Origin of the sequence: Paracoccus aurantiacus, assembly GCF_007993065.1 — a bacterium.
GTDB lineage: Bacteria > Pseudomonadota > Alphaproteobacteria > Rhodobacterales > Rhodobacteraceae > Paracoccus > Paracoccus aurantiacus.
In genome coordinates this window covers 18,405-41,037 of record NZ_VOPL01000007.1, presented here as the reverse complement: position 1 = coordinate 41,037, position 22,633 = coordinate 18,405, and the positions used below count along the sequence as shown (strand labels likewise).

The 22,633-nt window shown below is 63.8% G+C and carries 27 protein-coding genes and 1 pseudogene; 22 read left to right on the top strand and 6 right to left on the bottom strand.

Annotated features, from left to right (window positions below; all coding sequences use genetic code 11):
• The first annotated feature begins 118 nt into the window (after positions 1-118).
• The 4 genes from FQV27_RS15075 (at position 119) to FQV27_RS15060 (ending at position 4,184) form a co-directional block, all read left to right on the top strand.
• Positions 119-805: a response regulator transcription factor gene (locus FQV27_RS15075; RefSeq protein ID WP_222611708.1), complete on the top strand. Its 687-nt coding sequence runs from the start codon at positions 119-121 to the stop codon at positions 803-805.
• A gap of 4 nt (positions 806-809) precedes the next feature.
• Positions 810-2,036, top strand: coding sequence for a sensor histidine kinase (locus FQV27_RS15070; RefSeq protein ID WP_186827318.1), 1,227 nt, complete (start codon positions 810-812; stop codon positions 2,034-2,036).
• Between the two features lie 67 nt (positions 2,037-2,103).
• Positions 2,104-2,727 carry a TetR/AcrR family transcriptional regulator gene (locus FQV27_RS15065; protein ID WP_342779892.1) on the top strand — a complete coding sequence of 208 codons (624 nt, stop codon included), beginning with the start codon at positions 2,104-2,106 and terminating at the stop codon, positions 2,725-2,727.
• A 185-nt stretch (positions 2,728-2,912) separates the two neighbouring features.
• Complete coding sequence (locus FQV27_RS15060; RefSeq protein WP_147100088.1) at positions 2,913-4,184, top strand: tyrosine-type recombinase/integrase; 1,272 nt, start codon at positions 2,913-2,915, stop codon at positions 4,182-4,184.
• A 27-nt stretch (positions 4,185-4,211) separates the two neighbouring features.
• Here the strand turns inward: FQV27_RS15060 and FQV27_RS15055 are convergent, their stop codons facing one another.
• The gene (locus tag FQV27_RS15055; RefSeq protein ID WP_101459780.1) at positions 4,212-4,808 is read right to left on the bottom strand and encodes a hypothetical protein; all 597 of its coding nucleotides are present in this window, start codon (positions 4,806-4,808) and stop codon (positions 4,212-4,214) included.
• A 471-nt stretch (positions 4,809-5,279) separates the two neighbouring features.
• Here FQV27_RS15055 and FQV27_RS15050 point away from each other — a divergent pair, with 471 nt between their 5' ends.
• The 8 genes and pseudogenes from FQV27_RS15050 (at position 5,280) to FQV27_RS19180 (ending at position 10,735) form a co-directional block, all read left to right on the top strand.
• Positions 5,280-5,540 (top strand): helix-turn-helix transcriptional regulator, encoded by a 261-nt coding sequence (locus FQV27_RS15050; protein WP_101461915.1) that lies wholly within the window; start codon positions 5,280-5,282, stop codon positions 5,538-5,540.
• Positions 5,537-5,806, top strand: coding sequence for a hypothetical protein (locus tag FQV27_RS15045; RefSeq protein ID WP_246133126.1), 270 nt, complete (start codon positions 5,537-5,539; stop codon positions 5,804-5,806). Before FQV27_RS15050 ends, FQV27_RS15045 begins: the two co-directional genes overlap by 4 nt.
• On the top strand, positions 5,803-6,201 hold the full coding sequence (locus tag FQV27_RS15040; protein WP_147100086.1) for a VRR-NUC domain-containing protein: 399 nt from the start codon (positions 5,803-5,805) through the stop codon (positions 6,199-6,201). Before FQV27_RS15045 ends, FQV27_RS15040 begins: the two co-directional genes overlap by 4 nt.
• Entirely contained in the window at positions 6,198-7,208 is a 1,011-nt protein-coding gene (locus tag FQV27_RS15035; protein ID WP_147100084.1) for a helix-turn-helix domain-containing protein, read from the top strand. The genes FQV27_RS15040 and FQV27_RS15035 overlap by 4 nt, the downstream gene beginning before the upstream one ends.
• Complete coding sequence (locus FQV27_RS15030; RefSeq protein WP_147100082.1) at positions 7,205-7,900, top strand: hypothetical protein; 696 nt, start codon at positions 7,205-7,207, stop codon at positions 7,898-7,900. The genes FQV27_RS15035 and FQV27_RS15030 overlap by 4 nt, the downstream gene beginning before the upstream one ends.
• A 382-nt stretch (positions 7,901-8,282) precedes the next feature.
• Positions 8,283-9,536, top strand: coding sequence for a site-specific DNA-methyltransferase (locus FQV27_RS15025; protein WP_147100348.1), 1,254 nt, complete (start codon positions 8,283-8,285; stop codon positions 9,534-9,536).
• Between the two features lie 4 nt (positions 9,537-9,540).
• A pseudogene (locus tag FQV27_RS19185) lies at positions 9,541-10,050 on the top strand (DNA cytosine methyltransferase); the annotation flags it as partial.
• Positions 10,051-10,252: 202 nt separating this feature from the next.
• Positions 10,253-10,735: a hypothetical protein gene (locus tag FQV27_RS19180; protein WP_246133132.1), complete on the top strand. Its 483-nt coding sequence runs from the start codon at positions 10,253-10,255 to the stop codon at positions 10,733-10,735.
• Between the two features lie 70 nt (positions 10,736-10,805).
• Here FQV27_RS19180 and FQV27_RS15015 read toward each other — a convergent pair whose 3' ends face one another.
• From FQV27_RS15015 to FQV27_RS15000, 4 genes are all read right to left on the bottom strand, one after another.
• Positions 10,806-11,840: a PIN domain-containing protein gene (locus FQV27_RS15015; RefSeq protein WP_147100078.1), complete on the bottom strand. Its 1,035-nt coding sequence runs from the start codon at positions 11,838-11,840 to the stop codon at positions 10,806-10,808.
• 84 nt (positions 11,841-11,924) lie between these two features.
• Entirely contained in the window at positions 11,925-12,473 is a 549-nt protein-coding gene (locus FQV27_RS15010) for a DUF3489 domain-containing protein (protein WP_147100076.1), read from the bottom strand.
• A 97-nt stretch (positions 12,474-12,570) separates the two neighbouring features.
• Positions 12,571-12,798, bottom strand: a complete 228-nt coding sequence (locus tag FQV27_RS15005) for a hypothetical protein (RefSeq protein ID WP_186827317.1) — start codon at positions 12,796-12,798, stop codon at positions 12,571-12,573.
• A 14-nt stretch (positions 12,799-12,812) separates the two neighbouring features.
• Positions 12,813-13,001: a DUF6900 domain-containing protein gene (locus tag FQV27_RS15000; RefSeq protein WP_147100072.1), complete on the bottom strand. Its 189-nt coding sequence runs from the start codon at positions 12,999-13,001 to the stop codon at positions 12,813-12,815.
• A 120-nt stretch (positions 13,002-13,121) separates the two neighbouring features.
• On the opposite strand from FQV27_RS15000, the gene FQV27_RS14995 reads away from it, so the two are divergent.
• From FQV27_RS14995 to FQV27_RS14955, 9 genes are all read left to right on the top strand, one after another.
• A complete protein-coding gene (locus FQV27_RS14995; RefSeq protein ID WP_147100070.1) occupies positions 13,122-13,715 on the top strand; it encodes a hypothetical protein in 594 nt (197 codons plus the stop codon).
• Positions 13,663-15,726 (top strand): phage terminase large subunit family protein, encoded by a 2,064-nt coding sequence (locus tag FQV27_RS14990; RefSeq protein WP_147100068.1) that lies wholly within the window; start codon positions 13,663-13,665, stop codon positions 15,724-15,726. The genes FQV27_RS14995 and FQV27_RS14990 overlap by 53 nt, the downstream gene beginning before the upstream one ends.
• Before the next feature lie 3 nt (positions 15,727-15,729).
• On the top strand, positions 15,730-15,942 hold the full coding sequence (locus FQV27_RS14985) for a phage head-tail joining protein (protein WP_147100066.1): 213 nt from the start codon (positions 15,730-15,732) through the stop codon (positions 15,940-15,942).
• Positions 15,943-15,945: 3 nt separating this feature from the next.
• Positions 15,946-17,457 carry a phage portal protein gene (locus FQV27_RS14980; RefSeq protein ID WP_147100064.1) on the top strand — a complete coding sequence of 504 codons (1,512 nt, stop codon included), beginning with the start codon at positions 15,946-15,948 and terminating at the stop codon, positions 17,455-17,457.
• On the top strand, positions 17,457-18,842 hold the full coding sequence (locus FQV27_RS14975) for a S49 family peptidase (protein WP_147100062.1): 1,386 nt from the start codon (positions 17,457-17,459) through the stop codon (positions 18,840-18,842). Before FQV27_RS14980 ends, FQV27_RS14975 begins: the two co-directional genes overlap by 1 nt.
• A gap of 26 nt (positions 18,843-18,868) precedes the next feature.
• Positions 18,869-19,249, top strand: a complete 381-nt coding sequence (locus tag FQV27_RS14970) for a head decoration protein (protein WP_147100060.1) — start codon at positions 18,869-18,871, stop codon at positions 19,247-19,249.
• A gap of 173 nt (positions 19,250-19,422) precedes the next feature.
• Positions 19,423-20,445, top strand: a complete 1,023-nt coding sequence (locus FQV27_RS14965; RefSeq protein ID WP_147100058.1) for a major capsid protein — start codon at positions 19,423-19,425, stop codon at positions 20,443-20,445.
• A complete protein-coding gene (locus FQV27_RS14960; protein ID WP_147100055.1) occupies positions 20,445-20,759 on the top strand; it encodes a head-tail joining protein in 315 nt (104 codons plus the stop codon). Before FQV27_RS14965 ends, FQV27_RS14960 begins: the two co-directional genes overlap by 1 nt.
• On the top strand, positions 20,756-21,388 hold the full coding sequence (locus FQV27_RS14955) for a DUF6441 family protein (protein ID WP_147100052.1): 633 nt from the start codon (positions 20,756-20,758) through the stop codon (positions 21,386-21,388). Before FQV27_RS14960 ends, FQV27_RS14955 begins: the two co-directional genes overlap by 4 nt.
• Before the next feature lie 27 nt (positions 21,389-21,415).
• Here the strand turns inward: FQV27_RS14955 and FQV27_RS14950 are convergent, their stop codons facing one another.
• Positions 21,416-22,111, bottom strand: coding sequence for a hypothetical protein (locus FQV27_RS14950; protein WP_147100050.1), 696 nt, complete (start codon positions 22,109-22,111; stop codon positions 21,416-21,418).
• A gap of 86 nt (positions 22,112-22,197) precedes the next feature.
• On the opposite strand from FQV27_RS14950, the gene FQV27_RS14945 reads away from it, so the two are divergent.
• Positions 22,198-22,617, top strand: coding sequence for an acyl-CoA transferase (locus FQV27_RS14945; RefSeq protein ID WP_147100047.1), 420 nt, complete (start codon positions 22,198-22,200; stop codon positions 22,615-22,617).
• The last annotated feature ends 16 nt before the right edge of the window (positions 22,618-22,633 follow it).

The window sequence follows — 22,633 nt, the reverse complement described above, 5'->3', positions numbered from 1 at the left end:
CTGGAACCTATATGAGAGAGCTGCATGTTAAGTTGTGTTAAGATTCCGTCAAGAAAGGTAAAACTTCTCGCAATAGGCATTCTCTGCGATAGGATCCCGGCCAGAATGACAGGGGATAATGCCGATGCCATCGGTGCTGCTGATCGACGATGACGTGGAACTGGTCGCGCTGCTGAACGACTATCTGCAGCAAGTGGGCTTTACCGTCGCGACCGCCCATGATGGTGAGCGCGCCTTGGGCGCAATTGTGGATGCTCGCGCTGAAATCGTCGTCCTAGATATCATGATGCCGCGCCTGAACGGGCTGGAGGTTCTGCGCCGCATCCGTCGGGAAAGCAATATTCCGGTGCTGATGCTGACGGCGCGCGGCGACGAAATCGACCGTATCGCTGGACTTGATCTGGGCGCTGACGATTATCTTGCAAAACCCTGCTCGCCCGGCGAACTGGCCGCGCGCATCCGCGCCATCCTGCGCCGGACAAATACTGCCGCTGGCCCGCAAGGCATGGTGGCTGAGGGCCCCCTGACGATAGACCAGCAGCGTCGGCTGGCCAGTTGGAATGGTCAGCGGCTGTTACTAACCGGAATCGAATTCAGTATCCTGGAAGTGCTCGTCGGTCGGATGGGCAGACCCGTATCGCGTCAGGATCTGTCACTTCAGGCTCTTGACCGACCGCTTGCACCCTACGATCGTTCTCTGGACGTCCATGTTTCTGCCATCCGCCAAAAGATCGGCACGTTTGACGACGGCCGTTCGCCCATTATCAGCGTGCGGGGCGTCGGCTATCAGTTCGTGTTGGAATAGGGCAATGCTGCTGCGCATATTTCTTCTGATTTGGGGCACGATCTTTCTGACACTGGTGTCGTTTGCGCTGTTTATTCACCTCGCCAACTGGCAAACGCCACCACTTGTCCGAAACGATGTAACGCAGGAACTGGCACTGGCAGCGCTTGCCCGCCTGACCCAAGAATATGGTGCGGACCAGGCGCTTGTCGAATGGCAGTCGATGGCTTCCGTTTTTGTTCCATTTGTAGCTACAGCGGATGCCGACTGTAATGCGGAACTCAGCATTGCAGATAGCGCAGGCCATTGCTTGACACTCACAGGACCAGAGGCGCCATCAACCATTATGGATGAGATTCGGACGCTGACATTGCCGCTGTCGTTCGGCGCGCTCATCAGTGCCATTGCCGCCTATCTTGTGTCACGACGGATGACCCGAGAATTTTCAATCTTAAGTCAAGGGCTGCGAGATCTCGCGGATGGTCGGTTGAAGACCCGTATCACACCGGTTCTGCGGCCACGCGATCCCTATATGACCGACCTTGCTAATGCGTTCGACCACGCAGCTTCGCAGTTGCAATCTTTGTCGGAAGGTCGTCAGCGGTTGTTCCACGATATCTCTCACGAGATCCGTTCTCCGCTCGCGCGACTGCAGGCAGCAATAGCCCTTCTGGAAAAGCAACCGCAAAGGTACCAGACCATGCTGCGCCAGATGGGTACGGACATCGGCAGGCTTGATCACCTTGTTGACGAAATCCTGACGCTTGCCCGGCTGGAACAGGACGAACCCGTTCTGACCCGAGAGCCTCTGGACATTGTGGATCTGCTTGAACCGATCATTGACGACGCTAATTTCGAAGGCGAACGGCGCCAGATAAGCGTCCGTTATGAGGGACCGAACCATCTGCCCCTGACCGGCAATGCTGAGATGTTGCACCGCAGCTTTGAAAACGTGATCCGCAATGCGCTGACATATTCGCCGGACAAGGGACAGGTGAGCATCAATGCGCGCGCCGAGCCGAACCAAATCAGCGTCAAAATCGCCGATACGGGGCCAGGCGTGCCGGAAGAAGAACTTGCCAACCTGTTCGAACCGTTCGTGCGCATCGGCGACACCATGCGTGCAAAAGGCGCTGGTCTTGGCCTCGCGATTGCCTCACGTGGCATCGAATTGCATGGGGGCACCATCACCGGCCAAAATCGAAATGGCGCCGGTCTTGTCATAGCACTACACATCCCGCGGGACGCCTAGAGCTTACCAAAACTTGCGAGCCATATTGCGCGCGGCAAGATATCCGCCTTCAGAGCAAAGGAGAAGCATGCCATGCTCGTCATTGCCAGCACGGCAAATGGCATTTATCCGAAGTAGTCCGCAAGAGCGCCGGGCTGCGCGCCGAAGACATGTGCTGCAATCCGCAAGGCTTGGCTTTCAGGAGAATGGTTTCCACGCAACCAGCATGGATGACATCATCCGCGCATCCGGCCTTTCGGCAGGGGCCGTCTACGGCTATTTCAAAGGCAAGGATGAGCTCATACTGGCTGCCGCCGATGCATCGATGATGGAACTGCGAGAGGAAATTGCACCGCTGCTTCGCAATCCTGTGCAATCACCCGGCGACTTCCTAAAACGCGTCAAGAAAGCAATCGACTCGGTTTCCGATCGCGGCCCCATCGACTTGCGGCGCATGGCGGTTCTTGGTTGGGCGGAAGCCCAATGCAATGAGGCGCTACGCCAGCGATTGAGCTCACATTATGGCGATTTACTGGCGCGTATGACCGACATCGTCGAGGCTTGCCAGGAGCGTAGAATCGAAACAAACGCCGATGCCATAGAAACAGGAAAGCTAATGCTGTCAGTGCTGTTCGGAACGTTCGCCCAAGCATCGATTTGGGCAGATGAGGCTGACACGAGCATATTCAGCGCACTTGAAGATAACATTTGATCTTTTTTAGAACAGAATCTTATCAAAGAAGCTGCTTTCCTAGCGCCAGTCGCAATTAAGATACCGGCACGTTTCGCCCGAGGATCCGCCACCTTCCGCCTCCCTGCCGGTCTGTCTGGTGATGTATGACTTGCCATGCGCGCGAGGCTGAGCCTCATGTGGGATGCAAGAAGGAGGCGCTGGGCATGGTGAAGCGATTGAGACTGAACGAGAAATCGGTACGGGAGGCGGCGCCGGAACCGGGTCGGGACTATCAGATCTTTGATAGTGAGGTGCGGGGATTTGCCATCTGCATCTATCGCTCCGGCAACCGGGCCTTCACGCTGGACTACCGCCATGCCGGGCGGCAGCGGCGGATGACGCTTGGGCGCTGGCCGGAATGGTCGACGGCAGCGGCGCGGGAACGGGCGAAGGAGCTGCGTCGTGACATCGATGCCGGGGGCGATCCGCTGGGCGCGAAGGAAGACGGGCGGGATGCACCCCGGTTCAGGGATCTGGTTGACCGCTATACCGAGGTGCATCTGCCCAATCTGGCGAAGACCAATGCGTCCGATCAGCGCTCCATGCTGACCAAGCTGGTCGGGCCGGACTGGAACAACAGGCTCGTCACGGAAATCACGCCCTATGATGTCGAAAAGCTGCTGAACCGGATCGCCGAGGGCCGGTGTCGTCCCCATAAGGCAAAGCCGAACAACCGGGCACGGAAACTGCAGGGATCGAAACCGACGCCGGTGCGCGCAAACCGGGTCGGCGAGGTGCTGCGCAAGATGTTCACCTATGCGCAAAGCTGGGGCTGGCGCGAAGACAATCCGGCCTCGGGGTTTCGTCGTAGGATCGAGAACCCGCGCGAACGGTTTCTGTCGCAGGAAGAGATCCGGAAACTGGCAAGAGCGCTGGACGCGGCCGAAGACCGGCGGGCTGCAGATATCATCCGGCTCTGCATGCTGACGGGGGCGCGAGTGGGCGAGGTCCGGCAGGCGCGGTTCGAGCATTTCAATCTCGAACATCTCAGCTGGTCGAAGCCTGCCAGCATGACCAAGCAGCGGAAGATCCATCGGCTGCCGATCTCGGACGAAGCGGCTGCCATCGTCCTTCAGCGCCAACTGCTGGTGCCGCGCGGCTGCGTATTCCTGTTTCCGGGCGATGTGCCCGGCCAGCCTGTGAAGGAAATCCGCCGCTTCTGGCATCAGATCCAGAAGCAGGTGAACATTCCCGATGTCCGCATTCACGACTTGCGCCACACCTTCGCCTCGCTACTGGTCAGTGGCGGTGCGTCACTGGAAATGATCGGAAAGCTCTTGGGTCACAGCCAGACGCAGACCACTGCGCGCTATGCCCATCTGATGGACTCGCCGCTGCGCGCCGGGGTCGATGCCGTGGCCAGCGCCTTCCGGGCAAAGCCGGTGCTGGTGCATGATGCCGGGGCGCAAGATGATCAGGCGCGCAAAAGCGCCTGACCAAACGTCGGCCTCTCGCAACGGGCGCTATGGGGTTTCCCGCAGCGCCCGCCAGATCGGGGTCAGTCGCCTTCGGATCGTACTCTCATCAGGTATCTCGCGACCCGGAGAGGTCTTTGCGAACCAGTCCTGAACTTCCGCAACCCATTCACCCTGCGTTGCAGGCAGGCCATCCTCGTGCAGACGGACCATCTGCGAGATATAAAGACCTTCCCAGTCATAGCGGGATGGCGCACCGCCCGGATCTGCCGCACGCTTGGCGAGACCGTGGGCAATCTCGAACTCGTAAACCTCACTCGCGAGGATCAGCAGGTCGGAGGGTTCGACGGTGATGTGATTTTCGGGATCCGCGATCATCACCCAGTCCTTCTGGCCAATTGGTCGAACCCGCCGGATCACGCGGCGTTGCGGCCCGCTGGCCCAGCGCCGGAACATGCTGAGGATATCGACCACGGGCACCACGACCAGCCCTGACAGAATCGTCCCGTTCTGCTGGATCGGCTCGATCGCCATGACGACCTCGGGCTTTCCGTTGATGGCCCAACCCGCCAGATCGTCGAGGCTGCAATCCCATCTGATCGCAACTTCCTGAACCGTGAAAAACGTGCGTTGCGGCAATCCCATCTTCTTTCGTCTCCCTGCTCGTAGGCGCTGGGCTGCCCTTCTTCCGATCCCAAAGCGCCTTGCCTCAATCCTCTCGCGCGCAGACACAGCTTTCCCGATCACGGGCCTTGCAAAGGCTCGCGTCGCTCGACCGCATCCGGCGTGATTGGCCGACTTCTTCACCACCAGAACGAGACTTGTCCAGACGATTTCACTGGGGACAACCGACTCTTTGTTCTTGACATGTTCCAGCCCCAACAAAGGCTGAATCTGACACCGGCGACCGGCAGAACCGGTTCTGCCGGTCGCCGGATTTTGCCTCTTGACAGCCTGTCTCGCAATGCATGCGCATCGCCAAACCCAGCAAAACATGGGGTGGCATAACCTCCGGGAGGTTACGCCACCTTCCGCCTCCCTGCCGGGCCTTTTTATGTGATTGTTCTTCTCCCCGTCAGCGGCCCGGTCCGGGCGATGCAAGATGGAGGCAAGAGCATGACACAACCCATGAGTGCGGAACCGACGGTTGAACCGCGCCTGCTGCGCGGCTGGATCAGCCGCTACGATCTGGCGCAGGAGCTTGGCCTCACGGTCGATACGCTGGGGCGCTGGGAGCGGCGGCGGAAGGGTCCGGCCTGTGTCCGCGCCGGTCGCAAGATTTTCTATCGGATGAGCGTGGTGCAGGACTGGTTGCAGTCGCAGGAAATGCCGCGGGTCACCGACGCGAAACCCGGCAAGGCGCGGGGGCGGAAATGAACGCTATGTCCCAGATTCCCGATGCCGCTATCGATCATAGCTCTACGACCGATACTGCCTGCCCGCCGGACTGGCCCGCCCAGCGCCTCTCTGAGGCCCGGGGCATTGTCGCCGATTTCGTCCATCACCCGGACAGCCTGATCATCCTGGCCTGCCGCGCCATCGCCGCGCACAGCCCCGAAGATCAGGAACGCCGGGAAGCGCGGGCCCTCGCAGGGCTGCTGATCTGTGTCTCCAAGCGTAAGGCGAAAGGCGGTGACGCATGACCCGTCGAACACCCGAGGCCGATATCCAGCGCGCCATTGTCCACACATTGCGGATCGTCCTGCCCCGCGATGCCATCATCCACCACTCGGCCAACGAAGTGGGCTCTGGCGGCAAACCCGCACGCCAGCGCCAGGCGATCCTGACCGGCATGGGCGTGTTTCCGGGCTTTGCCGATCTGGTCGTCCTGACTGGCGGGCAGGTGTTGTTTCTGGAGGTCAAAAGCCCGTCCGGCCGCCTCAGTCCGGCCCAGAGAGCGTTCCGGGACATGGTGAAGGCCCAAGGGTTCGGCTGGGCGCTGGTCCGCTCCGTCGAGGACGCGCTGGGCGCGCTCGCCGATCACGGCATCACGACGCGCGCCCAAGCGCTAAACCCGCGACGGAGGGCCTGCGCATGAGCCATTTCGCGACCAACTGGGCCATTCTGCAGCGCGGGCTGAAGCCGGCGACCAAGATCGTGCTCTGGCATCTCTGCGACCGACATAATCCCGATTTCGGCTGCTTCCCGACGCAGGCGCGACTGGCCGCCGATTGCGAGATCAGCCGGTCCGCCCTGAACGACCATCTCCGCAAGCTGGAACTGGCTGGTCTGATCCGGCGCGTGGCCAGTGTCGATCCGGTGACGAAACGCCAGCAGCCGACCCGCTACATTCTGGGTTTTGAAGACGGGTTCGAAGATCCCGAATCCGACCCGTCTCCGGATTTCGGACATGGCGAATTTCCCGGGTTTTCGGGTGATGATCCTGACGGTGAAACACGCCCGATGTCGGCCAATGCCGTGAACCCGTGTCCGGAAACTGGACACGGAGCCGTGTCCGGATTTCGGGCGAAGCCGTGTCCGGAAAATGGCGATTTCCGTGTCCGGAATCCGGACACTAACCCTGTAAGAGAACCATTAAGGGAACCAGTAAAGGAGGAGGAGGGCGCGCAAGCGCGCGATGATCGATTTGAAGAGTTTTTTGGGGAGCTGCTCGACGCGCTGGGTTTGGACACCGATGCGGGGCTTCCCGGCTGGTGGCAGGGATGGCCACCCCGCGAACATGTCCGTCGCTGGATTACCGATCTCGGCCTGACCGAGGACCGGATCATCGCCTTGGCCCGGGACAGCCGCAGCACGCACCCCAATCCGCCGGACGGTCCTCGGGCGCTGGACAGGGCGATGGAACGGGCGGCAAGAAACGCCGGAGCCACGAAGCCCGCTGAGTGCGACAAGCACCGCAAGCGTGGCGGCAAGCCAGCCGACGCGCCGCGCGCCAGCATGGACGAGATCGCGGAGTTTTACGCCGGGCTGGTGAACGGCGACGGCTACCTGCCCTCCAACGCCATCTCGAACACGGTGCGCAATGCCATGTTGGAGCGCGGCCTGGTCACGGCCGAGCGGCTGCGAGAACGGGGTGTTGCATGAGCATCCATTCCCGCTTCTCAAACCGCTGCAGCACCCGCACCCGACGCGCGCTGGGCGTCCAACAGGTGCTGGAATGGGCCCTTCGCACCGAGAAGGCCCGTCTGGAACTTCCCGAGCCACCCGATCCCGAGCGCAGCGAATGTTTGGGCTTCGGCCTCGAATACGTCCTGATGCAGCGCGCCGCGCTGGGCTGCCGGATCGATGGCGGGCGCTACAAGCCGGGCAGTTCCACCCACGAGGATGCCGAGGTTGTTGCAGCCTGCGTCGCGGGATTACCCACATCCCTCGGCGGCATCCGCATGGCAATCCGCATCGCCGAACTGGCCCGCGCCGGGATGACACCGGATTGGATGCCCGGCGCCGTGCCGCGCTGCGTGCCCGTCGAGATGAAGCGCAACCAGCATGGCGAGCGCTCGATCACCGTTGCGGTCGGAACGACCCGGGTCCTGTCGCGCGGCAAGTGGCGGACGGTCGAACTCCGCGCCTGCCCGGTCACCTGGTCACCGCACCCGGACCAGATTGCCGCCGCGCGCCGCCACTACGCGCAATGGTGGCTGGCGCTGGACTGGGTACGGGACGGGCTCATTGCGGGCGGCATGCTGCGAAGCATCGACGTGACTGACGCGATGCCGAAACGGCAACCGTGGGCGCCCCGCCCGAGACGCGAACAATTTGGCAACAAACCCGGTTGACAGAGCTGCCCCTCTTGACTCATACATCAAACATCGAAGACGAGCGCCCGGAGAACAGACCCTCTCAGGCGCTTTTCGCAAAACCCCTCCAGCCCTCCCCCCTGCCTCGGTTCCTCCCCGGCGCTGTTCGTATTCGGGGGGGCGCAGCGCGGAAGTTTGCCAGCGTCAGGCGATTTCACCGGGGAAGCCAGGCGGAATCCACCTGAGCCACCAGCGCGTTGTTTAGACAGATAAAACAAGGTCTTAAGCGCCTTCACAGGGTGGATTCCTTCTGGATTCCGGGTGGATTCCAAGGATCCACTTGGCGGAAGCCACCGCCACCGGAAGCCAGCAGGAAGCCACCCGCTGGAAGCCACCCAAAACCACAGGACGACCCTGCCCCATGGACCTCGCCTTTGCGCCGCGCCAGATCGAGTTCTGGCCAATTGAGCGCCTGCGCCCCTATGCCCGGAACGCCAAGATGCACGGGTCCGATCAGGTGGCGCGTATCGCCGCCAGCATGGCGCGTTTCGGCTGGACCGTCCCCTGCATGGTCGGGGACGATGGCGAGTTGATCGCCGGTCACGGACGGGTGCTGGCCGCGACGGAGCTGGGGCTTCATGAGGTGCCAGTCATCCGGCTGGGCCATCTCGACGAGGCGGAGCGTCGGGCCTATCGGATCGCGGACAACAAGCTGACGGAGTTGGGCGACTGGGACGAGGGGCTGCTGCGGGACGAGGTGGCCGGGCTGCTGGCCGATGATTTCGACCTCTCGCTGCTGGGCTTTGCAGAGGACGAGCTGGAGGCCCTGCTTCAGGATCCGGATCTCAGCGATGACGGAGCTACGGCGGGCGAGGACGAGGTTCCCGAACCGCCCGCGGATCCGGTCTCGGTGCCGGGCGATCTGTGGCGGCTCGGGTCGCACCGGCTGATCTGTGGCGACAGCACCAGCGCCGATGTGGTCGCCAAGCTGCTCGGCGATGTCCGCCCTCTGCTGATGGTCACCGACCCGCCCTATGGCGTCGAATACGACCCGTCATGGCGGAACCAGTCCGGCGCCTCGGCCACCAAGCGGACCGGCAAGGTGCTGAACGACGACCGAGCCGACTGGCGCGAGGCTTGGGCGCTGTTTCCGGGCGATGTGACTTATGTCTGGCACGGCGCGCTGCATGCCACCACCGTCGCGGACAGCCTGATCGCGGCGGGCTTCGATATCCGCTCGCAGATCATCTGGGCCAAGGACCGGCTGGTCCTCAGCCGGGGCGATTACCACTGGCAACACGAGCCCTGCTGGTATGCCGTGCGGAGGACCGGGAAGGGCCACTGGGCCGGGGATCGGAAACAGACGACCCTCTGGCAGATCGCGAACCGGGATCAGGATGCGGAAACGGTCCACGGCACTCAGAAGCCGGTCGAATGCATGCGCCGCCCGATCCTGAACAATTCCAGTCCCGGGCAGGCGATCTATGAGCCCTTCATGGGCTCCGGCACCACGCTGGTCGCCGCCGAGACCACCGGCCGGGTCTGTTACGGCATCGAGCTGAACCCGGCCTATGTCGATGTGGCCATCGCTCGCTGGCAGAACCTTACCGGGAAATCCGCCGTCCTTGATGGCACCGACAAGACATTCGCCGATCTGACAACCTCCCGACGCTGAGACCATGAATGACCTGGCTTTACCTGCCCCCGGATGCGTTTCCGGGACCGATGACACCTGCCTGTTCGGGCTTTCTCTCTGCTCCGGCGCTGGCGGGATCGATCTCGGCCTCACCCTCGCTTTGCCCGGATATCGAGCTGTGGGCCATGTCGAGCGGGAAACCTATGCTGCGGCCACTCTCGTGGCACGGATGGCGGACAAGGCCTTGGATCAGGCTGTTATCTGGGACGACATTGCCACCTTCGACGGCAAGCCTTGGCGCGGCGCGGTGGATATCGTCTCTGCGGGCTATCCGTGCCAGCCGTTCAGCGTGGCGGGCAAGCGCCGGGGCGCAGACGACCCGCGCCACCTTTGGCCGCATGTCGCCCGGATCATCGGCGAGGTTGAGCCGCCCTTCGTCTTTCTCGAAAATGTCGCCCATCATCTCCGCCTCGGCTTCCCCGAAGTCGCCAGCGGACTGGTCGCGCTGGGCTACCGGCTTGCGGCAGGATTGTTTACGGCGGCGGAAGTCGGCGCGCCCCATCGCCGCGAACGGCTGTTCATCCTCGCCATCCGGGAAGGCCACGAACTGGCCGACCCCGCGCGCCTGCTCCGGCACCCGGTCGAGCGGCGGGAACCGGACGGAACTGTTGCGCCTCTGGCCGACGCCCCGGGCCAGCGCCAAGGAGAACCGGCAGACGAAACCGACGCCATCGCAGGCGGCGGGCAAGCACGGGATGAATCTCGCGACGACGGCGGCGATGTGGCCAACTCCGCAGACCGACAGCTTTCGCAGTCGGGGCGGTGCGCGGAAACACGAGAAGGGGCTGGACGGGATGGCCCGGGACTGGCCAACGCCGCGGGCGACGGATGGCAGCAAACCGAGCGCGGGCAACCGCAAATCAGCCGATCTGACCCATGCCAGCCAGATGTGGATGACGCCTACGGCGCGCGATCACAAAGACGGGGCGACGACCTTGGCGAACACGCCGGTGAACGGCCTCCTTGGCCGCCAGGTCCTCACGACGCCGATGGCTGGCAGCGATACCTCCGATCAGCGCCGGACGCTGAACCCGCTATTCGTCGAGGCGCTGATGGGCTGGCCCAGCGGGTGGACAGGCTCCGCCTCTGTGGGAACGGCGTGGTCCCCCTGGTTGCCGCGCATGCGATCCGAACTCTGGCGTATCAGTTGCTGCAAGATGGATGAGCTTGTAGGATAAAAAGTTCAAAGGCAGCCTCGAGCCCGAAGAGGACGTCCGCTTCTGCCCCGGTTGCTTCTGGCCCAGCCTTTCAGGTGTCCAGCATGTCCCATTCATCTCCGAGCATCCAGCGAATTGCAGACAGCTTGCCGCTGAGCATGCCCCATTCGAAATCAGTCCACGGGCCCAGTTCTTCTGGGTAACGTTCTTCTGCGGATTTCATGGCGGCAATCATCCCGTCCCATATTTCGTCGACGATCATTCCGCGCCGCTGCTCGATTGTAGCAGCCTCCCAAACTTCCCTCGGGACCCGCTTCTCCCTGCCGCTTTCGACAGCGTCGATGATGCCCCACTTGCGACCGTACCAAATCTGCGTTGTCAGCTTATCCTCGGCTTCAATCAGCTCAGAGAGTGGCCGGAACTCTTGTCTGAACTCACGCTCGAATGTGATTTCTTCGATCAGGTCGCTAGCGTGCTCGTTCAGGAGCGCGCCGAGATTAGTCGAATAGCGCGAGTGTGCGTCACCAAAGAGAGCAGCGAGGTCCGGATGTGGTAGACGCGTGTCAGCACCCTTCTGGCTGAAATCGTGGATGTTGTGCGTGATGAACGCGAGTACGTCCTCAACCTTCCGGTGCGCAAGAGCGTCGATATACGTCTCAATGATAATCGCGTCTCCAATGCCATTGATCTGCCTATGGAAAGGCGCAACCTTAGCAATGGCTCGGTCGGCGGCGCGGGCTTTTATGTTGTCGCTGGCTAGGATCAATTCAGTTGTGGCAAAAAGTCTCTCAATCAGGCTCACCACTTCGTTCACCGCCTCTCCGCCAATTGAAATGCGGTGATCTATCTCGTTTAGGCGACGAAGAACCTCGTCTCGTCCCTCCTCGGGTCCAAACTGCGAGACGGCATCCTTTACCCGCTTGAAATGGCCCGACAGGCTTGCACGGCTCGATGCCATCACTCGGTCGCGGTTTCGGGCAAATTCCTCCGGGATGATCTGCGGCAGGATCAATTCAACCTGACCGGCCTCTATCAGCGCGGAAAGAGCGTCGAGCAAAGGCATATGGCGTGGATCCTTCGTGAGATCCAGCCATACGGATGTATCGATTAAAAGTCTGAGTTTCATCCTTGCTCCATATGAAGGTGAAAACACAGCCTTAGCACTGAACGGCCGCTCCGTCCCGCTTTGCCGCCATTCAACGGGCTGATCCTATCGGATCGCTCGTTCGACATGCCCGGCAAGTCGATAGACCCGACCGCGCCCATCGACTTTTCCGGAGGTCACCTCCAGCCTCAGCTTCTTCTTCAGCAACCCGGAAATGGCACCCCTGATGCTATGGTGCTGCCACGATGTCGCCTCGGCGATCTCTGCAATGGTCGCGCCCTCCGGCGCCTGAAGCATGGCGATCAGCTGGGCCTGTTTGGTGCCGGGGCGCTGGGCGGCTGCGATGGCCTCGGGCTTGGCATCGCGCAGTCCCGCCATGGTCCCGATCACCACCGGGTCGATGCCAATGGCGTCCAGCCCGGCATCGGTGGCGATCAGCGTGGTGCCGTGCCCGTCGCCGGTCTCACGCCAGAGAGGTTCGTTGCGCCGGAGGTTGGCCTCTACCTCTTCGAGCCAGCCGAGCTTGATCATCCGGCCGATGGCCATCTTCGCCGCCGCGCCATGCAGCCCCTCGGGCAGCGGCAAAGCGAGATTGCCCGGCCGGGCGCTGGCCCGGGTCAGGATCAGGGTCCGCGTGTCGGTCAGTTTCGTCATCATTTGCTCCGTGCATCGCCGCCGCGCGCTGCGGTCGGCTTCTACGGAGCCGGGCCCCGCATCGCGCGGGGCGCAGCAAGTGGCACAGGCCATCCGGTCAGGCCGCGTGTTCGCCCTCGCGGAAGACGAAGTCGCTGATCTGCTTCAGAAGATGGGCCTGATATTCGAGGCTGCCAACGTCGGCCCAGTTCAATCGCTCGGGATCGGCACCGAAGTGATCCTCGCTGAAGGCCTGCAGCCGGGCGAGCATCGCGTCGGTTTCCGCTTTCTTCGCAATGAATGCGGCAAGGGCGGCGTCATTGGTGCGGGCGGGCTTGCGGGTCATGTCTATGCTCCGGTTCATTTCGTGGCGGCGGCGAGGCCAGCGGCATAGGCCTCTTCCAGCGCGCTGCGGATCGCCCAAACCGCGACAGCGTGGAAATCCAGCGCGTCGCGGTTGCGGGTCTCCAGCGTTTCCAGCCCGTGGAAATGGCGCTGGGCGATGTCGGTCAGCAGCGTGTCGGTGGCGCGTAGGTTCGGCTGGTTCATGATCCGGCTTCCGGAGGTGAGTTGCATCGCATTCGCACCATCAGATTCGCTCTGATCTGCGACCACATCAAGTAAATCACGAGCAATTTCATTGCTTTATAATCACGAAGGGCAGCGCCGATGCAGGGCATGAGCGAACGGGCCTATGCGGCCCATGCGGGACTGTCGCGTGGGGCGATCCAGAAGGCGCGCAAGAGCGGTCGGCTGGTGCTTTTCGCCGATGGCTCCATCGACGCGGCTGCGTCGGACGCCCGCCGCGCGGCAACCACCGATCCCGATCAGCAGAGCCGGTCAAACGGTGGTGCCGCGCGGCAGGCAGCAATACCGGAACGAACTTCACGGCCTGATACCAACCTCGCCGCCCCGTCGATCTCCGGTCCGGGTGACAGTTCCTCCTATCTGAAAGCCCGGACCGCGTTGACGGTCTATCAGGCGCAGGAGCGTCAGATCGCCATTCAGAAGAAGAAGGGCGTGCTGGTCGACCGGGCACGGGCTGAAACACTGGTCTTTCGCCTCGCCCGGCAGGAGCGCGATGCCTGGGTGACCTGGCCCGCGCGCGTCGCCGCGATCATGGCGGCGGAACTCTCGGCCGAGATGGAAAAGACCACCGGGGAAGCAGTGAGCATCGGCACCGGGGTGCTGCAGAGGGTGCTGGAAACCCATGTCCGAGACCAGCTCACCGCCCTCGCCGACCTCAAGGTTTCTCTTGAATGATGAGGATGGGGACGGCGATACCGCACCCGACCTGAGCTTCGACGGCGCCGAAGATATGTTGCGCGCCTGGTCGCGCGGGATCCGCCCCGATCCCGATCTGACCGTGTCGGAATGGGCCGACAAGCATCGCTGGCTGTCGTCGCGCGCGGCGGCCGAGCCCGGTCGCTATCGCACCGCCCGAACGCCCTATCTGCGCGAGATCATGGAGGCGCTCTCGCCCGGACACCCGGCGCAGCGGATTTCCTTCATGAAAGCCGCGCAGGTCGGCGCCACCGAGGCCGGGAACAACTGGATCGGCTTTGTCATCCACCATGCGCCGGGGCCGATGCTGGCGGTGCTGCCGACCGTCGAGATGGCCAAGCGCGCCTCGCGCGGTCGGCTCGACCCACTGATTTCGGATTCGCCTGCGCTGCGGGATCGGGTCAGCCCGGCCCGGTCACGCGATGCCGGGAATTCGATGCTGTCGAAGGAATTTCCGGGCGGCATTCTGGTGCTGACCGGCGCAAACAGCGCGACGGGTCTGCGGTCCATGCCCGCGCGCTACCTGTTTCTGGACGAGATCGACGCCTATCCGCCCTCGGCCGACGAGGAAGGCGACCCGGTGACGCTGGCCGAAGCGCGCAGCACCACCTTCGCGCATCGCCGAAAGGTGTTTCTGGTCTCGACGCCGACGATCCGGGGGCTGAGCCGGATCGAGCAGGAATTCGAGGCGTCAGATCAGCGGCGCTTCTTTGTCCCCTGCCCGCATTGCGGCACGATGCAATGGCTGGAATTCGAACGGCTGCGCTGGGAAAAGGGCAAGCCCGAGACCGCCGCTTATGCCTGCAACGCCTGCGATCAGCTGATCGCCGAGCATCACAAGACGGCGATGCTGGAGGCGGGCGAATGGCGCGCGACGGCGTTTTCGGCCGATCCGCACCATGTCGGTTATCACCTCTCCGCCCTTTATTCTCCCATCGGCTGGAAAAGCTGGGAGCAGATCGCCCGGGAATGGCTGGCGGCGCAGGGCAATGACGAGATGCTGCGCGCGGCGCGCAACACGCTTCTGGGCGAGACCTGGGTCGAGCGCGGCGAGGCACCGGAATGGCAGCGGCTGGCGGATCGCCGCGAGGCGTTTGATGCCCAGATCCCCGAGGGCGGTCTGTTCCTGACCGCAGGGGCCGATATCCAGAAGGACCGGATCGAGGTCGACATCTGGGCCTGGGGGCGCGGGCTGCAGAGCTGGCTCGTCGATCACATCGTCATTCCCGGCGGTCCGGACAGCCCGGCGGCATGGGCGGAGCTGAGGAAGATTCTCACCCGCACATGGCAGCACGCGCATGGTGCGGTGATGCCCATCGCAAAACTGGCCATCGACACCGGCTATGAAGCTGCGGCGGTCTATGCCTGGGCGCGGGCGCAGGGGTTCGAACAGGTCGTGCCAGTCAAGGGCCTGGAAGGCTTCAACCGGGCGACACCGGTGTCTGGGCCGACCTTTGTCGATGCCACGGTCTGCGGCAGGCGCCTCCGGCGCGGTGCCCGGCTCTGGTCGGTGGCCACCGCCACCTTCAAGATCGAGACCTATCGCTTTCTGCGGCTGGAACGACTGAGCGATGAAGAGCGAGCGGCAGGCCAGCCCGATCCGCCGGGGATGATCCATCTGCCGGACTGGGCCGACAGCGAATGGCTGAAGCAGCTGGTGGCCGAGCAGCTGGTCACGGTCCGCAACAAGCGCGGTTACGCCCGTCAGGAATGGCAGAAGCTGCGCGAACGCAACGAGGCGCTGGACACCCGTGTCTATGCCCGCGCCGCCGCCTGGATCATGGGCGCGGATCGCTGGGACGAGCGGATGTGGCGGCAGTTGGAAGACCAGGCGGGTGTCGCGCCGCCGGTACCGGATGCGGGCGGCACCGGCATCAATGCCAACCCCGCCAGTGCCGACGCCACCGACCCGCCTGCCCGTCAGGCGGGTGCGCCACCAACCACACCGCGCCGCAAGCGGCAAACATATACACCGCGTTTCATGAGGTGAGAGATGGACATCGACCGGATGCAGGCGCTCTTGACCGCGCTGCAGGAAGCCCGGTTCAGCGGCCTGCGTTCTGTCAGTTATGACGGCAAGACCCTGACCTATGGGTCCGATGCCGAACTGGCCAGTGCCATTGCCGATCTGGAAGCCCGGATTGCCCGCGCCGCTGGCACCAACCGTCGCAGGCGCTGGGGCACCGTCGCGACCAAGGGGCTCTGAGCCATGGCGTTCGACGGCATCCGCGCGCGCCTCGGCGCGATCATCGGCGGGTTCGATGCGGCACAATCACACCGACGCCTGCGCGGGTTTCGGGCCTCCCGCGCCCATGTGAACACGCTGATCGCAGGCGCGGGCGAGACCATCACGGCGCGGGCCCGCTGGCTGGCACGGAACAATGGCTATGCCTCGGGCGCCGTGGAAGCTTTCGCCAGCAATGTCGTGGGTGATGGGATCAAACCGTCATCGTCGATTGCGAATGCGGCACAGAAGGAGGCGCTGCAGAAGCTCTGGCTGGCCTGGACGGACGAGGCCGATGCCGAGGGGCTGACGGACTTTTATGGTCTCCAACGCCGTGCCGCGCGCGAGCTGTTTCTGGCGGGCGAGGTGTTTCTGCGGCTGCGCCCGCGCAGACCGGACGATGGACTGTCGGTGCCGCTGCACCTGCAGATGCTGCCCTCCGAGATGCTGCCGATGGATCTGAACCGGGAACTGCCCGGCAGCGGGTCCATCCGTCAGGGCATCGAATTCGACGGCATCGGGCGGCGGGTGGCCTATCACCTCCTGCGCCGCCATCCCGGCGACATGACCGATCCGGGGCTGGTGGGGGAAACGGTCCGCGTCCCGGCCTCGGAGATTGTCCATGTGCTGGACCCCGTGGAGGCCGGTCAGCTGCGCGGCGTGTCCCGCTTCGCCCCGGCGATTGTGAAGCTGTTCACGCTGGATCTTTATGACGATGCCGAGCTGGAGCGGAAGAAGACGGCGGCGATGTTCGCGATGTTCATCACCTCGCCCGCCCCGGAAACGCCGCTGGAACCGGCGGAGGAGGATCTGGAGGTGGAACCGGGCCAGGTCGTCCGCCTCGATCCGGGCGAGGATGTCTCGACCCCCGCCACCCCGGATTCGGGCTCGACCTATGAGCCCTTCCAATACCGGACCCTGCTGCAGATCGCGGCGGCGCTGGGCATTCCCTATCCCTACCTGACCGGCGATGCGGCGCGCGGCAACTTTTCCAATACCCGCGTGGCGCTGCTTGACTTCAGGCGCCGGGTCTCGGCGATCCAGCACAGCGTCATCGTGCATCAGCTCTGCCGCCCGGTCTGGCAGCGCTGGCTGGATCTGGCCGTGCTGTCGGGTGTCGTCGATCTGCCGGGCTATGACCGCGACCGCCAGACATACCAATCCGTCAGTTGGCTGCCGACGCGCTGGGACTGGGTCGATCCGATGAAGGACGCCTCGGCCGAGATCCTGCAGATCGAAGCCGGTCTCAAATCCCGCAGCCAGGCGATTTCCGAACGCGGCTATGACGCCGAACAGGTCGACCGCGAGATCGCGGCCGAACGGAAACGCGAGGCCGCGCTGGGCCTCGACTTCCGTCGCCCCGGATCGCCCGCACAGGGGCCGAAGGATAAGGCGGCTGTTGGTGGTGCCGATGCCAACGACGGCAAGAACGATAACGAGGATCGCGTCGCCGACCCTGATGACGACACCGAAGACGATGCCAGGGAGGACCTCTGATGCATCACGCCCAGATCGCCCAGCGCGCCTTCGACACGTCGCTGATGATCGCCCCGGCCAAGGCGCTGGCCTTTCTCTCCGGCCTCGGACCCCGGATCGCCGGACAGGAAATTCGCTTTGACAGCTTGACCGTCGCCGAGCCCGAACTGACGACCACTCGGCAAACCGCCTTCGCCTCGCTGATCGGCGGAGATCTGGTCGGACGTCATGGTGACGAAGCCGACGCGCCCTTCCCAGTCGTCGACGGTGTGGCGGTGATCGCCATCGCAGGCACGCTGGTCCATCGCGGCGCCTGGATCGGCCAGAGTTCCGGCCTCACCTCCTATGAGGGCCTCGCTGCCCAGATCGACGCGGCGGTGTCTGACAATGCCGTTCGCGGCATCGCGCTGGAAATCGACAGCTTTGGCGGCGAAGTCGCCGGGGCGTTTGACCTCGCCGACCGCATCCGCACGGCGCGGGATACAAAGCCCGTCCATGCCTTTCTGGCCGAACATGCGCTCTCGGCGGGCTATGCGCTGGCCTCGCAGGCGAACCGCATCACCCTGCCCCGCACCGGCGCGGCGGGCAGCATCGGCGTCATCACCATGCATACCGACATGTCGGGCATGCTGGCCCAGAAGGGCATGGCGGTGACGCTGATCCATGCCGGGGCGCGCAAGGCTGACGGCAATCCCTATGCCGCGCTGCCCGAAAGCATCCGCGACCGGCTGCAGGCCGAGCTGGAGGATCTGCGCGTCCTGTTCGCCGAGACGGTTGCGGCAGGGCGCGGGGCGAAGCTCGGCAAAGAGGCGGCGCTGGCCACCGAAGCGGCGATCTTCCGGGGCGCGGCGGCTGTCGAAGCCGGTCTCGCCGATGCCGTGGCCGATCCCCGCAACGCCTTCCGCGCCTTTGCTGAAAGCGTGAATCGCCCGGCTGGGCAGATCGGGCGGACACCAGCCACCCAGACCCTTTCGAACCCTCACCCCAAGCAGGAGATGATCATGACCGATCAGACGGAAGCCGATGCCCAGACGCCGGACCAACAAGAGCCGAACGCCACCACGCCGTATCAAGCGAGCGCGCCGACGGCACAGGAACCGGCGGCAGCGCCGCCCGCGCCCGGCACCGCATCGGCTGGGGCCCCGACCGATGCCTATGCCATCCGTGCCGAAGCCGCCGAAGTGGCCTCGATCTGCGCACAGGCCGCAAAGCTGGGCGTCACCCTGGACGCTGCCGATGCGGTCCGGCGCGGCCTGAAACCCGATGCCCTGCGCGGCCAGATCCTCGACAGCCTCGCGGCCAAAAGCGACGCCAGCGGCATTCTGGCCAGCGCGCCAGCGCCCACAAATAAGCCGAGCCCGCTCGTCGCTGCCGTCCGCAAATCCGCCGACAGCGCCGCGCGCTGATCACCTGACAAAATCCGGAGACCAAGATGCCCGTCCTGATCCAGCCGCCCTCCATGGGCGATGCGCTCAAATATGAGCTGAACCCCAATTATACCCGCGAGACCGTTACCTTGGCCGAGGGCACCGAATATCCGGCCGGCGCAGTTCTCGGCCGCGTGACCCTCAGCGGCCGCTACACGTTAGCCAGCCATGGCGGCAGCGATGGCGCGGAAACGGCCGCGGGCATCCTGCTGAATCCGGTCGATACGCGGCTCTCCGAGGCCACCGGCATTCTTCTGGCACGCGGCCCGGCGATCCTGTCCCGCGACGCGCTCTTCTACGATGGCAGCGTCGATGACGCCGCCAAGATCGCTGCCAAACATGCCGAGCTGACCGCGCTGGGCATCGTCATCCGCGACAGCGCCTGACGGATTACGAATCCGCCCGGCGGTTACGAACCGGCCCGGGGGTCTCGGACCCGCCCGGCGTTTTCGGACCGGCACGGGGGTCTCGGACCCGCTCGGCGGTTTCGGACCGGCACGGGGGTCACGGACCCTCCCGACCAAGATCCTATCTTCCCCTTCCCCGACAAGGCTTCCCCATGACCATCATCCGCAATCCCTTCGATGCCGGCGGCTATTCGCTAGCCGAGATGACGCAGGCCATCAATATCCTGCCGAACCTCTACACCCGCCTCGGCGAAATCGGCCTCTTCCGCTTCGAAGGCGTGTCCCAGCGCAGCGTCATCATCGAACAGATCGAGGGCGTGCTGAACCTGCTGCCTTCGGTGCCGCTGGGCGGTCCCGCGACCGTCGGCAGCCGCGAAGGCCGCGCCATGCGCAGCTTTGCGCTGCCCTGGATCCCGCATGACGATGTCATCCTGCCCGCCGATATTCAGGGGGTTCCGGCCATCGGCGCAATTGACGAGGCCGATCCCCTGGTCGCGGTGATGACCCGCAAGCTGACCCTGATGCGCCGCAAGCACGCGCAGACCCGCGAATATATGGAGATGAACGCGCTGCGCGGCATCGTGAAGGATGGCGCGGGCACCACGCTCTATAATTACTTCACGGAGTTCGGGCTCAGTCAGATCAGCGTCGACTTCGTACTCGGCACCGCAGGCACCAACATTCAGGGCAAGGTCCGCGAGGTCCTACGCGCCATCGAGGACAATCTCTTGGGCGAAAGCATGTCCGGCGTCCATGCCCTGGTCAGCCGCGAATTCTTCGACAAGCTGATCTCGCATCCGAAGACCGAGGAAGCCTACAAGTTCTACGCCGCGACCGGCGCCCAGCCGCTGCGGCAGGATGTGCGCCGCAACTTCCCCTTCGCGGGCATCCTCTTCGAGGAATATGCAGGCGCGGTGACGCTCTCGACCAAGGCATCGGAACGGCTTGTCCCGGCCAATGAGGGCATCGCCTTCCCGACCGGCACCATGGACACGTTTACGACCTATGGCGGTCCGGCGAACCTGCTGGAAACCGCCAATACCATCGGCCTGCCGCTCTATGCCCGCCAGCATCTTGACCCGAAGGGCCGCTGGATCGATCTGATGACCGAGGCTTCGATCCTGCCGGTGAACAAACGTCCTCGGCTGGCGATCCGGCTGCACAGCTCGAACTGATGAACGCTTTTGCTGCCGCCATGGATCGCATCTTCGGCCATCCGGACATGGGCATCTCCGCCGTCTGGATCGCGGGCGGCACGTCGGAGGAACGCCCGATCCGCCTCATCCGACGCGCGCCGGACCGGATCACCGAATTCGGATCGGCGCGGATCCTGTCGGAAACCCTCACCGCCGATATCCGGGTCAGCGATCTCCCCGACCCCCGGCCCGGCGATCTGATCGTCATCGGCGCCGACAGTTTTTCCGTCCAGGGCGAGCCGATCCGCGACCGCGACCGGCTGATCTGGACCGTGGAACTGGTGCCCGCATGAGATTGAAGCTCGATATCGATCCCGATCTCGTTGCCATGATGCAGGCCGAAATCAAGGCCGGCGAAAAGGCCGTCACCGGTGCCATGCGCGAAGCAGGCGCGGGCCTCAAGACCGCATGGCGCGGCCAGATCACCGGGGCCGGGCTGGGACGCCGGCTCGCCAATTCGATCAGGAATGCAACCTATCCCAAGGCAGGCGAGAGCCTGAACGCCACGGCGCTGGTCTGGTCGAAGGCCCCGGTCATCGTCGGCGCCCATAATGCCGGACCGCTGATCCGTTCCCGCGATGGGTTCTGGCTGGCCATCCCCACGGAAGCCGCCGGGAAATCCCTGCGCGGCGGGCGCATCACCCCCGGCGAATGGGAACGTCGCACCGGGATACGCCTGCGCTTCGTCTATCGCAGGCGCGGGCCGAGCCTGCTGGTCGCCGAGGGGCGGCTGAACACCAAGGGCCGAGCGGTGGCATCGCGCTCCAAAACCGGGCGCGGACGCACCACGGTGCCGATCTTCCTGCTGGTGCCGCAGGTCAGGCTGGCAAAACGGCTGGATCTGGCACGGGATGCGGAACGGGCGGCGGATGCGGTGCCGGGGAGGATCGTGGGGAAGTGGGTGGAGAGGAAAGCTGGGTAACGCCTGCTTTTCTCAGGAAACCGCCGATTATTCGCGGCCCAGACCCCAGTTTCGCTCTGGGTCGTTTCGACGATTCGGGTGCGTTTCAGGTTTGTCCTGTCCCCGCCTGTTGCCATCCTCGTCGATCCACCAGCAATAGACCTCGCCTGAATAGCGTGTGTTGCCGCTATTCGATAAATAGGCTCCCGTAGATTGCTTGTGGCACTCCAGCCCTCCAATGCGCATAGAGCCGAATTTACCGTAGCCAAGCCGCCGAAGAAAAATCTGATCGATCAGGCCAGCGGTGATTTCGTCCGGTCGAGCCAGATCCGGGTTCGCGGCGATTTCATCCAACCGGGCTTCGCTGGCCTCCCAGTCGGCAAGTTTCCTTGCGACCTTGCTCCTAAACGCCGTTTCAGTGGCCGAATATGTCTCAAGCCCAAGTATATCTCGCGAGCGTGGAGGATTCTGCTTTATCTTGCCGTCCCGAAACAGAGCCACCAGTACGCGTGCCCCGACCGGTGATGTTTTCTGCACCCAGCCGTCACGCCATGCAAGGCTACGATCGCGACCATCGAAGGAGCCCGCTCCGTGGGTTCCGTTCTCGATAGCCTGGCGCAACGCCTGCATGGCCAGCCGGGGCTTAACGTCTGGAATCATTGCAACGATTTCACTCAGGCGGTCCATTTCCGCACCCTCGATCGCATATCGCTCTGCGGCTCGCTGCTGTTCCGAAATCGACATTCTTTCTCCTGTAGACCTGTTTGGGCGACATAAGCCGTCAGATCCTGAAGGATCAACCTCTCCTGCCAACGCAAAACAAAGTGCTCATGCCCACCATCCGCGAAACCATCCTCACCGCACTTCACGCGCGGCTATCAGAATTGCCTGCGACCGCACTGCGCGGCGACGTCCTGCCTGAACGCGTGCCTCCCGATGGCCTCCTGATCCTGCGTGACGGCGAGCCGGGCGAGCCTGAGGTGACGCTGTCGCCGGTTGCCTATCACTATCAGCACCGTGCCGAGATTGAGGCAGTCGTTCAGGGCGCCGACCGTGATGCGACCTTCGACACCGTCTGCGCCAGCGTCGGTGCGGTGCTCGCCGCCGACCGGACGCTGGACGGTCTCTGCGACTGGGTCGAAGCTGAAGCGCCGCGCCCGGTCGATCTGCCCGTCGAGGGCGCCGCGAGCCTGAAGGCGGCGGTGATCCCCGTCATCCTGCACTACACCACCGCCGACCCACTCGGCTGAATCACCCTAAAATCCG